This is a genomic window from Cupriavidus sp. CuC1 (assembly GCF_044627735.1).
GTDB classification, from domain to species: Bacteria; Pseudomonadota; Gammaproteobacteria; order Burkholderiales; family Burkholderiaceae; genus Cupriavidus; species Cupriavidus ulmosensis.
On sequence record NZ_JBIUHC010000007.1, the window covers coordinates 124,884 to 137,034 of the forward strand.

The 12,151-nt window shown below is 66.4% G+C and carries 12 protein-coding genes; 3 read left to right on the forward strand and 9 right to left on the reverse strand.

Annotated features, from left to right (window positions below):
• Positions 1 to 12: 12 nt before the first annotated feature.
• On the reverse strand, positions 13 to 861 hold the full coding sequence (locus tag ACGLHR_RS05005) for a fumarylacetoacetate hydrolase family protein (RefSeq protein WP_400092372.1): 849 nt from the start codon (positions 859 to 861) through the stop codon (positions 13 to 15).
• Between the two features lie 192 nt (positions 862 to 1,053).
• Between ACGLHR_RS05005 and ACGLHR_RS05010 the strand changes: the two genes are divergently transcribed.
• Positions 1,054 to 1,836, forward strand: a complete 783-nt coding sequence (locus ACGLHR_RS05010) for an IclR family transcriptional regulator (RefSeq protein ID WP_400092374.1) — start codon at positions 1,054 to 1,056, stop codon at positions 1,834 to 1,836.
• A 104-nt stretch (positions 1,837 to 1,940) separates the two neighbouring features.
• Here the strand turns inward: ACGLHR_RS05010 and ACGLHR_RS05015 are convergent, their stop codons facing one another.
• The 8 genes from ACGLHR_RS05015 to ACGLHR_RS05050 all read right to left on the reverse strand — a co-directional run bounded on the left by ACGLHR_RS05015 (position 1,941) and on the right by ACGLHR_RS05050 (position 9,914).
• The gene (locus ACGLHR_RS05015) at positions 1,941 to 2,921 is read right to left on the reverse strand and encodes a tripartite tricarboxylate transporter substrate binding protein (RefSeq protein ID WP_400092375.1); all 981 of its coding nucleotides are present in this window, start codon (positions 2,919 to 2,921) and stop codon (positions 1,941 to 1,943) included.
• Positions 2,922 to 2,981: 60 nt separating this feature from the next.
• Entirely contained in the window at positions 2,982 to 4,043 is a 1,062-nt protein-coding gene (locus ACGLHR_RS05020; RefSeq protein ID WP_400092376.1) for a cyclase family protein, read from the reverse strand.
• Positions 4,040 to 4,978: an SMP-30/gluconolactonase/LRE family protein gene (locus tag ACGLHR_RS05025; protein WP_400092377.1), complete on the reverse strand. Its 939-nt coding sequence runs from the start codon at positions 4,976 to 4,978 to the stop codon at positions 4,040 to 4,042. The genes ACGLHR_RS05020 and ACGLHR_RS05025 overlap by 4 nt, the downstream gene beginning before the upstream one ends.
• Before the next feature lie 36 nt (positions 4,979 to 5,014).
• On the reverse strand, positions 5,015 to 6,010 hold the full coding sequence (locus tag ACGLHR_RS05030; protein WP_400092379.1) for a Bug family tripartite tricarboxylate transporter substrate binding protein: 996 nt from the start codon (positions 6,008 to 6,010) through the stop codon (positions 5,015 to 5,017).
• A 1-nt stretch (position 6,011) separates the two neighbouring features.
• A complete protein-coding gene (locus tag ACGLHR_RS05035; RefSeq protein ID WP_400092380.1) occupies positions 6,012 to 6,995 on the reverse strand; it encodes a Bug family tripartite tricarboxylate transporter substrate binding protein in 984 nt (327 codons plus the stop codon).
• Between the two features lie 283 nt (positions 6,996 to 7,278).
• Entirely contained in the window at positions 7,279 to 8,229 is a 951-nt protein-coding gene (locus ACGLHR_RS05040) for an NAD(P)-dependent oxidoreductase (RefSeq protein ID WP_400092383.1), read from the reverse strand.
• A complete protein-coding gene (locus ACGLHR_RS05045) occupies positions 8,226 to 8,909 on the reverse strand; it encodes an RraA family protein (protein WP_400092385.1) in 684 nt (227 codons plus the stop codon). Before ACGLHR_RS05045 ends, ACGLHR_RS05040 begins: the two co-directional genes overlap by 4 nt.
• Positions 8,910 to 8,945: 36 nt before the next feature.
• A complete protein-coding gene (locus ACGLHR_RS05050) occupies positions 8,946 to 9,914 on the reverse strand; it encodes a Bug family tripartite tricarboxylate transporter substrate binding protein (RefSeq protein ID WP_400092387.1) in 969 nt (322 codons plus the stop codon).
• Positions 9,915 to 10,012: 98 nt separating this feature from the next.
• On the opposite strand from ACGLHR_RS05050, the gene ACGLHR_RS05055 reads away from it, so the two are divergent.
• Together ACGLHR_RS05055 and ACGLHR_RS05060 are read left to right on the forward strand one after the other, a co-directional pair.
• Positions 10,013 to 10,792 (forward strand): IclR family transcriptional regulator, encoded by a 780-nt coding sequence (locus ACGLHR_RS05055; protein ID WP_400092389.1) that lies wholly within the window; start codon positions 10,013 to 10,015, stop codon positions 10,790 to 10,792.
• Between the two features lie 165 nt (positions 10,793 to 10,957).
• Positions 10,958 to 11,584 carry a LysE family translocator gene (locus ACGLHR_RS05060; RefSeq protein ID WP_400092392.1) on the forward strand — a complete coding sequence of 209 codons (627 nt, stop codon included), beginning with the start codon at positions 10,958 to 10,960 and terminating at the stop codon, positions 11,582 to 11,584.
• The last annotated feature ends 567 nt before the right edge of the window (positions 11,585 to 12,151 follow it).

Below are 12,151 nucleotides of genomic sequence, written 5' to 3' on the forward strand. Positions count from 1 at the left end.
TACGCGTGTTCGTTACTCGTCGCGGATGGTGTTGCGCAGCACGCCGATGGAGGAGATCTCTACCTCGACCACATCGCCCTCGCGCATCCACAGCGGCGGCTCGCGGAACGCGCCCACGCCGCCCGTGGTGCCGGTGATGATCACGTCGCCCGCGCGCAGTTCGGTAAAGGTCGAGCAATAGGCGATCACATCGCCCACGCTGAAGATCAGGTCGTCGGTGGCGGCCTGCTGCACCACCTCGCCATTGAGGCGGGTGGTCAGCGACAGCCGCGACGGATCGGGGATCTCGTCGGTGGTGACGAGCCAGGGGCCAAAGCCGCCGGTCTGCGGGAAGTTCTTGCCGGGGGTGAACTGGATCGTGTGCTTTTGCCAGTCGCGCACGCTGCCATCGTTGTAGCAGGAGTAACCCGCCACGTAGCCGAGCGCATCGGCAGCCGCCACGTGGCGCGCGGTCTTGCCGATGATCACCGCCAGTTCGCCCTCGAAGTCCAGCTTCGCGGATGCCTTGGGGCGCAGGATCGGCTGCTCGTGGGCGGTCTGCGAGTCGGCAAAGCGGGTGAAGAACATCGGGTACTTCGGCATGTCCCGGCCCGTCTCCTTCACGTGCGAGGCGTAGTTGATGCCCACGCACAGGATTTTGGCCGGGTCCGGGATGAGCGGCAGGAAGCGCACGTCCGCCAGCGGAATCGTCGCCTCGCTTTGCGCCGCGATCGAAGCAATCGCGGGCAGCGCGCCGCGCTCCAGGGCCTCGCGCAGGCTCGCACCCACCGCGCTGCGGTGCGGGCCGAGGTCGATCACGCCGTTGCCGGCAACCACGCCGAAGGATGGTTGGTCGCGATATTCAAAACTGAGCAGCTTCACTGTCGTCTCCAGAAGGTGATGGCTTCGGCACAACTCGTTTGTGCTTGCGGCCGATGAAGACAGTATTGTCATATTTTGCGAAATACGCACGTAACGTTTACCCCAATACGCGTATTTAGCGAATACATAGCTTATGAGCCGGCAAAGTTTGATGCTATGCTTGGCGCACACGAATTCATTCGAGACGCAGCAATGGCGACCGACCGTGCCCTGGGTGTCCTGGGGCTCTTTTCATTGGACAAGCCGATCTGGACCGCGGAAGAAGTCGCGGCACGGCTGGAGGTATCGATCAGCAGCGCCTACCGCTACCTGTCGAACCTGATGGAGATCGGGCTGGTGGCATCCGCGGGCGCGGGGCGCTATGTGCTCGGCCCCGCGATCATCCAGCTGGACCGGCAGATCCAGCTGACCGACCCGATGCTGCAGGTGGCACGACCGGTGATGGACGAGCTGATCGGCTACGCGCCGCCCGGCTCGGTGATGCTGCTATGCCGCGCGTTCGCGGACTCGGTGCTGTGCGTGCACCAGGTGGTGGGGCCAGGCCCGCAATCCGTGGTCAGCTACGAACGCGGCCGCCCCATGATCATGTTCCGGGGCGCCACCTCGCGGATCATCCTGGCTTACCAGCAAACCCGGACCTTGCAGGCGATCTACAACAAGCACGCGGACGAGATCCGCGGCGCGGGCCTGGGCGACGACTGGACAGCGTTCCGCCAGGCACTTAGCCGCCTGCGCCGCGCGGGGCACGCGGTCTCCCACGGCGAAATCGACCAGGGACGCGTCGGCCTGGCCGCGCCCGTGCTCAGCGAGGAAGGGCGCGCCATCGGCAGCCTGAGCTATGTGGTGGCGGAATCCGCCATCGATGCGCGCGGCATTACGCGGCTGACGCATCTGCTGTCGGCCGCGGCCAGCGAGATCGGGACGGCGTTGGTGGCGCAGGGGCCTGCCGAGGGCGTGGGCGAGCGGCAGGCCTAGGATGCCGACGGGCAATCGCTGGTGTCGACCCGCGACGGCGCATGCCGAGGGTGAAGCAAAAGGGTCAAGGTGGCTATCGGGCCGTGCCCTGCAGCATCTGTCGCCTATTCAGGCTTGATGCTCCCATCCTTGATGACCCGTTCCCATTTTGCCGTCTCGCCGTCGACAAAGCGCTTGAACTCTGCCGGGGTGGAGCCGGCCGGCTCGGCACCGATGGCAAGCAAGCGTTGCCTTGCCTCCGGCGACTGGAGGATCTGCCGCACCAGCGTGCCAAGCCGGTCCACGATCGCCGGCGGCGTGCCGGCGGGCGCGAAGAGCCCATTCCATTCGTAGACCTGGTAGCCTGCCAGGCCGGACTCCGCCACGGTGGGCGTATCAGGCAGCGCGGGAGCACGCCGGGTCCCCGTGGTGGCAAGCACCTTCAGCTTCCGGCCTTTGACGAGGGGATACGAAGCGGCCATGTTGCTGAACATCAGGTCCACCTGGCCGCCCATCAAGTCGCTCAGCGCCGGTGCGCCGCCCTTGTATGGCACGTGCAGCAGGTTCAGCCCGGACTGCTGGCTGAACAGTGCCGCCGCGAGATGCTGGGCGGTCCCCGGCCCCGCGGATGCATAGCTCAGCTTGCCGGGCTTCGCCTTGGCGGCGGCAATCAGGTCCTGGGGCGTGCCGAACGGCGAGTTCGGCGGCACGACGAGAAGGTTCGGCACCAGCACGACGAGTGAAACCGGGGCAAAGTCCTTGCTGGTGTCATACGGCAGCCGGGGCTGCAGGCTGGGATTGACGGAGTGGGCGGTGGCGTCGAGCAGCAGCGTGTAGCCGTCGGCCGCCGCCTTCGCTACCGCGCCCGCGCCGATGACGCCGCTGGCGCCCGGGCGATTGTCGACCACCACCGTCTGCCCGAGCTTCGCGCCAAGCGGAGCAGCCAGGATCCGCGCCACGGTGTCTGCCGCGCCGCCGGCGGGGTAAGGCACCACCAGGCGAATGGGATGGTCCGGATAGCCAGCGGCTTTTGCGTCGGCGGTGACCAAAGCCCCGACCCAGGGCAGGACCGCCAGCAGCCCCTTGACGACAAGCTTCTTGTGCATGACTTCGACTCCGTCCATCTCTCGCTGTTTTGAATGTCTTCGGTTCGAGCAAGGCGCCGGCTAGACCGTGGCGACAGGAGTTGCCGGCGAGCCAACCGCGCCGGGCAGGCGCAGCGGCGGCGCGGTCAGCAGGAAGCGGCTGCGCCCGTGCGCGCGCAGCCAGCGCGCCAGCGGCGTCAGGTACCACAGCTCGCCCAGATGGATCCCGTTCTTGAACAGGCAATGCGCGTGCAGCGGCAGGCGCGGCCCGCGGATCGGCGACGGCGTCAACGGCTTCGGCACCACCAGTTCCACCGCCGGGTTGTCGGCCAGGAGGCAAGCCAGCCGGGTGTCGACGATCCAGTTCAGCAGTTTGCCGTCGTAGCCATCGAGACCGGTGCCGCTGTCATGCAGACGCTTGACGTCCGGGTTGCCGTTCATCGCCAGCAGCATGTCGGCAAAGCCGGTGTGGATGCAGACCATGTCGCCGGCTTCCACCTGAACGTTGTCGGCCTCGAGGATGCGCATCAGCTCGTCGTATCCGACAGCATGGCGCTTGCGGCCGACATGGTGTTCGAGGTCCAGCATCACGCCGCGGCCTTGCGCCCCGTGCTCCGCCAGCACGGCGATGCTGAGCGCTTGCGCCACCGGATCCGGGTAGCGCGCCCAGGGCTCGGTGCCGCTGACTTCATGTCCGGGCCGGATGTGCTCTCCTGCCTTGAAGCCGTTGTAGAAGACCGCCTCCGGCACGCCGTCGCCATCGGCATCGAAGTGGCCGCCAACGTGCGCGAGGCTGTCCCACTGCGTGGAATACTGCAAACTCATGAGCACCACGTCATCATTGACCACGTCGGTGATATCCGGGTCCTCGGACGCGTACGACCAGCAAAAGCCCTGCTGCCCTGCGCTCTTGCCGTCACGCAGGACGGAGAAGCGGCGCGGCGGCTGCCGGCGCGGATTCATCGCCGAGCCGCCCGGCAGGTCCAGCGGCAGGGACAGACAAAACGTCATTCCTTCCTTCACTTCGGCGATGCCTTGCAGCACCTTGGCCTTGTCCACCAGGTTCATCCGGCCGCGCTGGTCATCCTCTCCGAACTCGCCCCAGTGGCTACCCTCCGGGCTGTGCTTCCAGCGTCGCGTCATGCCTCGTCTCCCGTCGCGTTCCTGCGTGGGCCGACCGGCAGGCCCGCCACATCCATCTCGATACGCAGGATCTCGCCCGCCGTGGAGTCCGTCACGAACAGCGTCTTGCCGGTCGCGCCGCCGAAGGCGAGATTGGTCAGCGAATGCCCTGCGGGGCCGCGCAGCACCTGCACCGGCTCGGCGCGGTGGTTCAGCACCCAGACGTAGCCAAGCCCAGGGTTGGCCACCAGCAACCGGCCGGAGGCATCCATGGCCAGCCCGTCCGGGCCACTCGGGCCATACGACGTAAAGAACTGCCCCGTCTTGGATACGCCACCATCGGCAAGGATCGGCATGCGCCAGACGCAGTTGCCACGGGTCACGGCCACGAACAGGAATTTCTCATCGGGGGACAGCACGATGCCGTTGGGGCTGGGCACATTGGACAGCAGCAGCTCCAGCCGGCCAGCGGCGCTCAGGCGATAGACGCGGCCCGTGGGATCGTGCAGGCCGGTCTGCCCCTGGTCGGTGAAGTAGATGTTCCCTTGCGTATCGATGGTGAGGTCGTTGACTCCCTTGAAGCTCTCGGTATTGCGGCGATCCAGGTAGGGCGTGGCGCTGCCGCTGCGCACGTCGACGCGCATCAGGCCATTGCGGTAGTCCGTTACCAGCAGCTCGTGCGCGTTGAGGAACTTCATGCCATTGGGCTCGCCATCCCACTGCGCCGCCAGTTCCCAGTCGCCCTGGGGATCGATGCGAAAGACACGGCCGTAGGGGATGTCAGTGACATAGAGATTGCCGGCGCCGTCGAACACCGGCCCCTCCAGGAAGGCATCGATCTCGCGCCCGCCCTGGTTGGCGTCGGCCCAGGCCGTGCGCCTGGGCTGGCGGTATTTCGCCGGCATGTGGGTAAAAAGGTCCAGCTCACGGACTTCCGGGGCACTTAGCAGGAACATGTCAATGGCGCGGTGCGCGATGAGGTTGTGGCGAATTCAATCGGCTTTCAGCCCAAGCTCCTGGGCGATCTGGCTATAGGTGGCGACTTCACGGCGGATCTGGCGGGCGAATCCCTCGCCGCACAGTGCCTTGGGTTCCAGCCCGAGTGCGCGCAGCTTATCCGTCGTGCCGGGCGCGGCCAGATAGGCTTGGACCTCGCGCTCCAGCATGCGCACGTGTGCGTCCGGCATGCTTGCCGGCGCCAGGACGCCGTACCATGCGTCGGCGGCATAGCCCTTCACGCCGGCCTGCTCGAAGGTGGGCACCTCCGGCAGCTGCGCGGAGCGTGTGGGACTGGCGATCGCCAATGCCGTGAGCTTGCCCGCCTTGATCTGCGGCAAGACGGAGCCTAGCGACGCGAACGAAGCATCGACCTGCCCCGCCATCAGGTCGTTGACCACCTGCGCCGCCCCCTTGTATGGGACGCCGGTCATCCGTATGCCTGATTCGCGCGCAAATAGCTCGCTGGCGAAGTGCACCGAGCTGCCGACGCCAGGGGTGCCATAGGTGACCGAAAACGGCTTTGCCCTGGCCTTCTGCATGAACTCGCCCAACGTCCTGACCTGCAGCGAAGGCCCGACCACCAGCACCGTTGGCGCGGCGGCGACCAGGCAGACTGGCTTGAAGGAGTTGATCGCGTCGAACTTGACGCGGGCGCTGTAGAGCGCCGGGATCATGGCATGGTTGGTGGCCGCCATCAGCAGCGTGTGGCCGTCCGTGGCATTGGCTACGGCTTCCGCTGCGATGATGGTGTTGGCCCCGGGCTTGTTGTCCACCACCATCGGCTGCCCCAGCCCTTTGCCCGCCTGCGCGGCGAAACCGCGCGCCACCAGATCGGTCGGGCCACCGGCGGAAAAACCGACCACCAGCCGCAGCGGCCTGGCCGGCCATGCCTGCGCGCCAACCCCGGATGGCAATGCCAGGGCGCCCACGGCCAGTAGCAGGCCGCATGCCGGGATGCAACGCCAGATTGATATCAGTCGTAGCGTCATGTCATTGCTTTTCAAACGCGGTGTTGGCCGCCACCTTGCCCCAGAAGGCCGTGCGCTCGGCAAGCTGCCTGGAGAATGCGCTGGCATTCCAATAGCCGGGATCCGCGCCAATGCCTTCGGCAAAAGTCTTCATGTCCGGGGAGGCCATGGCAGCGGCCACTTCCTTTTGCAGCCGCTCCAGCACCTTCGGCGGCGTGCCCTTGGGCGCCCACAGTCCGGTGAAGTTGACTACACCATAGCCCTTGACCCCGGCCTCGGCAAAGGTCGGCACATCGGGTAGCGCGGCAAGGCGCTTGTCGCCGCTCACCGCCAGCAGGCGCAGGCTCCCGCCCTTGACCTGCCCGATGACGCCTGGGGTTGAAGCGATCTGGTAGTCCACCGTGCCGCCGAGCAGCGCCAGCGTGGCCTCGCCCGCGCCCTTGAACGGCACGTGCATGAAGTGCGCGTTGGTGGCCACGCCCAGGGCCTCGCTGGCGAAATGCGGCGTGGTGCCGGCACCGCCGGAGCCATAGCTCACCTTGCCGTCGCCCGCGCGCGCGGCGGCGATCAGGTCGCTCATGGTCCTGTATCTGGCGTCGGCCTTGACCGCCACGGCCATCGGCGCGAACACGAAGGCGGCCACTGGCTGCAAATCGCTGGCGTAGTCGAACGGCAGCTTCTTGAAGATGTGCGGCAGCAGCGAGTACGTGGTGTCGTTGGCGAGCAGCGTGTAGCCGTCCGCTGGGGCGCGGGCGACTTGCGTGGTGCCGATGGTGCCGGTGGCGCCGGCCTTGTTCTCGACGACGAAGCTCTGGCCAGTCTGCTGGGTCAGGCGTTGGGCCATTTTGCGGGTGACGGCGTCTACGGCGCCGCCTGGAGGGTAAGGGACTACGATCCTGACGGGCTTGTCGGGCCAGGTTTGCGCGTGGGCGGATAGGGCGATGAAGGCGATCGCGCCCAGCGCGCAGCGGCGCAGTGCCGCGACGCGGTTCGATTTGGCTTGCATGGTTGTCTCCTGCTTTGTACTTTTGGGAAATCGGGAGCGACAGCCGTCGTTATAGCGCGACTTTGGCCTATCCGTCGGCTCCGTTCAATGCCGCCGGTCTGCTCCCCTCTCCCACTTGTGGGAGAGGGGCCGGGGGAGAGGGCGGGCGCTCGTTACGCCATCATGCTGGACAAAACCCAGGGCTTCGCTTCAAGTGGCTCCTAGCCAAGCCACCCCTCTCCCCGGCCCTCTCCCCCTGAGGGGAGAGGGAGAAACAGCCGTCGTCATGGCGCGCGGTGTTGGCCTATCCGTCGGCTCCGTTCAATGCCGCCGGTCTGCGCGCCAGCACGCTGAGCGTATTCTGCGCCGCGGCCACGCCCATGTTCACGTAGGCGGCGCTGGTCACGCCACCGATGTGGGGGCTGAGCAGAAAGCCGGGCTGGCGGTGGAAGATATGCGGCACCGTCATCGGCTCGACGGCGAAGCTGTCCAGCCCCGCCATGGCCACCTGCCCGGATTGCACGGCGGCCAGCAGCGCCGGTTCGTCGATCAGCCCGCCACGCGCGGTGTTGACCAGGATCACGCCCGGCTTGCAGCGTGCCAGCGTTTGCGCATTGATCATCGCCTTGCTCTCGCTGGTCAGCGGGCAGTGCAGCGAGATCGCGTCTGCCTCCTGCCAGATCGTTTCCAGGTCCACGGGCTCGATATAGCCCGGCAGATCGCCAGCGAACGGATCGAAGCCGATCACGCGCATGCCCATGGCATCGCACATCCGGGCAAAGCGCCGGCCGATGGCGCCGAGGCCGATCAGGCCGATGGTGTTGCCGGCCAGCTCGAAGCTCTTGTGCGTGGCCTTGTCCCAGTGGCCGGCATGCATGCGCGCATTGAGCTGCACAACGGATTTGGCGCAGCCCAGCAGCAGGGCCATGGCCTGCTCCGCGACCGCCGCGGCGTTGGCGCCCACGGCGGCCGTTACCTCGATGCCGCGCGCGGCGGCGGCCGGCTTGTCGATGGTGTCAGTGCCGCTGCCGTGCTTGGAGATGACCTTCAGTGCCGGCGCCGCATCCATGATTTCCGGGGTGACAGCGCCGTAGCGCACGATGATGCCGACCGGGTTGTGGCGCTGCGCCAGCGCCACCAGGTCGGCGGCCTGGGGCGTCTTGCCGGCGTAGACGATGTCGTAGCCGCCGAGCAATGCCTCGGCTTGTGGCGCGAGATCGGCCGCGGTGACGAGGATGGCTGGCTTGCTGCTCACAGCGTCTCTCCCTCTTTCAGCACGCCGGCGGTGACGAGCGAGGCAAGCAGCCACGGGGCGTTGGTCTTGCCTTCCTTGATCTGCGCGATGCGGCGGGCTTCGGCGGCTTCCTTGTGCTCGGCGAGCGGCAGCAGCGAGGCGATTTTTTCACGCTCGACCACCACCAGGCCATCGGCGTCGCCGCAGATGAAGTCGCCGGGGTTGACTGTCACGCCGCCAACCGAGACCGGGTGGCCGATGCGCCCGGCGACTTCCTTGGTTGGGCCGTTGGGGTTGGTGCCCACCGAGAACACCGGATAATCCATTTCGTCGATCTCCAGGCTGTCGCGCACGGCGCCGTCGATCACCACGCCGGCGATGCCCCGCTGGCGGCATGCATTCATCATGATGGTGCCCATGAGCGCGCTGCTCTGGTCGCCCTTGCCGTCGATCACCAGCACGTCGCCGGGCTGCGCCAGCGCCATCGCGGCGTGGATCATCAGGTTGTCGCCGGGGCGCACTTCCACGGTGAAAGCGGTGCCGGACAACTTCATGTGCGGGCGCAGCGCCCTGATGCGGCCGTGCAACGCGCCGCGGCGGCCGGCCACGTCGGCCAAGATCGCCGGCTGGAATCTAGCGGCCTGGGCGACGATGTCTGCGGGCACGCGGTCGAAGGATCTGATGATGTCGGGCAGGCTCATGGCATGGCTCCTTGGGATTCGGGGATTAGGGGAGGATCAGTCGACCTGCGCGCCGGATGCCTTGACGGCGGCCGACCAGCGCACGGTGTCTTTCTTCATCAGGGCGCCGAACTGCTCGGGGGTGCCGCCCAGCACATCGGCGCCCTGGTCGCTCAGCTTCTTCTTCAGGTCGGGCACCTGCAGCGCCTTGTTGAATTCGGCGTTCAGGCGCGCCACGATGTCCTTGGGCGTGGCGGCGGGCGCCACGAAGCCGAACCACGTCACGGCCTCAAACCCGCTGTAGCCGGACTCGGCGATGGTGGGGACGTTGGGCAGGTCGTCCATGCGCTTGGCCGAGGTGACGGCCAGCGCGCGCATCTTGCCGTTGCGGATATGGCCGATCAGCGTCGGCACCGACGACAGGTACAACTGCACCTGCCCGCCGATCAGGTCATTGACGGCCTGGGCCGCGCCCTTGTACGGCACGTGGGTGAGCTTGATGCCGGCCGTCTTCTGGAACAGCTCGCTGGTCAGGTGCGCCACGGTGCCGTTGCCCGGCGAGGCCACGTTGATCGTGCCCGGATTGGCCTTGCTGGCAGCCACCACATCGGCCAGCGTCTTGTAGGGCGAATCCACGTTGGTCACCAGCACCAGCGGCGCGCTGGCCACCAGCCCCACCGGTGTGAGGTCCTTCGCCACGTCGTAGGGCAGCTTGCGGTAGAGCGTGGGGTTGATGGCCAGGTTGCTGGTCTGGCCCAGCACAATGGTGTAGCCGTCGCCGCTGGCCTTGGCCGCGGCATCCACGCCGAGGTTGCCGCCGGAACCCGGCTTGTTGTCCACCACGAAGCGCCAGCCCTGGGCCATCGCCACCTTGTTGGTGACCTCGCGGGCAATGATGTCCGTGCCGCCGCCGGCCGGGAACGGCACGATCACGCGGATGGGCTTGGCGGGATAGGTCTGGGCCAGGGCCGGAAGGGCCAGGGCGCAAAAGATGGCGGTGGTCAGGCCGCGGCGCAGCAGGTTCATTGCTTTGTCTCCAGATCTCTTTATTTGTTGGAACGGATTCTGGATGGTCGTTGCACTCAGTACAATACGGTTTCACTGTACGCAACTCATTCCACAGCATGGACTCATCCAACTCCCCCACTGCCGGTGACGCGGGCGACGACGCCGGCGGCGGCGGCGTCATTGCGGTACGGCGGGCGCTGCGCGTCCTGGAAGCCTTCGGCGTAAGCGACGCGCAGCTCACTCTGGCCGAACTCAGCCGCCGGACCGGCTTCCACAAGACGACCGTGCTGCGCCTCGCGCGCACGTTGGCGACCGACGACTACCTGGTGCAGAAGGAGGACGGCAGCTGGCGGCTCGGACGTGCCGCCGGCTGGCTGGGCGCGTGCTACCAGGCCACCTTCAACGTGCACGAAGTGGTGGAACCCGTGCTGCGGGAGCTGACGATCAAGACGGGGGAAAGCGCATCGTTCTACGTGCGCGAGGGCCAGCAGCGCATGTGCCTGGTGCGCGTGGAGGGGCCGCAGGCCATCCGGCACCATGTGCGCATCGGCTCGGCGCTGCCGCTGGACAGCGGCGCGCCGGGGCGGGTCATCCTGGCGTTCTCAGGGGAGCCCGGCGAGCCCTATGAATCGATCCGGCGACGGGGATATCACCTGTCGATGGGCGAGCGCGAGCCCGAAGTCTCCAGCGTTTCGGCACCGGTGTTTGGCCTGCATTGGAAGCTGCTCGGGTCGGCGTGCATCTCCGGGCCTTCCTCGCGCCTGAGCGAGGAAAGGCTGCTCGCGCTGGCGCAGACCGTCATGGATGCAGCCAACCAGCTCTCGTATGCGATGGCGGGAAGCCATCGGCCGGCGCCGGCGGCGGCTTCGGGCAGTCCGGCGACCTGGCACCCTTGAAGAGACCTGCCCAAAGCGTCACGCCGCGTCACGCTGGCACAAGACGCTGTCGGGCTGGCACTATTCGGATGGCGTTCCCGATGATCCGGCCACGCCTCTTGCCCAATATCGATACCGGGCCTAACCCGACAACGCAGTATCCGCAACAACAAAGGAGTCAAGCGCATGCCCCCGATCGAGACACTGTTGCCATTTTTCGGCATCGCCGTGGTGCTTGGACTGACGCCGGGCCCGGACAATGTCTTTGTGCTGCTGCAATCCGCCATGCGGGGGCCGCGCGCGGGCATGGTCGTGGTGCTTGGCCTGTGTACCGGGCTGCTGGTGCACACCACCGCGGTCGCCTTTGGCCTGGCCGCGCTGTTCGCCGCGTCCAAGGTCGCGTTCATGGTGCTCAAGATCGCTGGCGCGCTGTACCTGGGCTATCTTGCGTGGCAGGCATTCCGCGCCCCGGTGGGCGCGATGAACCAAGGCAGCGGCGACAAGCCTGGCGTGGGGCACATGTACCGGCGCGGCGTGGTGATGAACCTGACCAACCCCAAGGTGGTGATCTTCTTCCTCGCGTTCCTGCCGCAGTTCGTCGCGCCGGATCGTGGGCATATCGCGCTGCAGATCATGGTGCTGGGCGTGGTCTTCATCATCGCCACCCTGCTTGTCTTTTCCGTCATCGCCTACTGCTCGGCCATGTTCGGCGCCCTGCTGCTGCGCTCGGCACGGGCGCAGCGGGCGCTGAACTGGTTTGCGGGGGTGGTGTTCCTGGGGCTGGCCGCGCGGCTGGCTACGTCGAGGATGTAGGGGAGAGCTGGGAGTTCGGAGTTTTGATGCTTCAGTGTCCCGTTCCGCTGATTCGTACGCAAAGTCTGTTGAGCCTGAAGCAGGAACTGTAGGTCGGGGGGAGTGTGCGATGTGTATTGCTTGTAGCCCGCTGACGCGGGGGGGTCTCTTGTGGGTGGGGTTTTGATGCTTCTAGCTGCTGATGCAGAATGGCGTGAGTGGGCGATGTTTTAGCGCTTCTAGCTGCTGATGCAGAATAGCGTGAGTGGGGCAGTGTTTTAGCGCTTCTAGCTGCTGTCGCGGCTGTACGGTGTTGGCCGTTTTGGAACGTGTGAGATGTCACTTTTCTTTACTCGCGGCTCGTAAAGAAAAGTAACCAAAAGAAAGCGATCCTTGCAGGAGGCTGGCGTGGCGTCATTGGGAATCCCAATGGTTTCGTCGTACGGCCCTGGGTGCTAATGGACTCGTGCCGTTACCAGTTTAGATCACCACGACGCTGCCAATGCCCAGAGATTCGTGGTGGCCCCCACCGGTAGCCACCACCACGAATTTCAAGCCGTCTGTCGCTCGCGGCGCGGGCGGCCACGA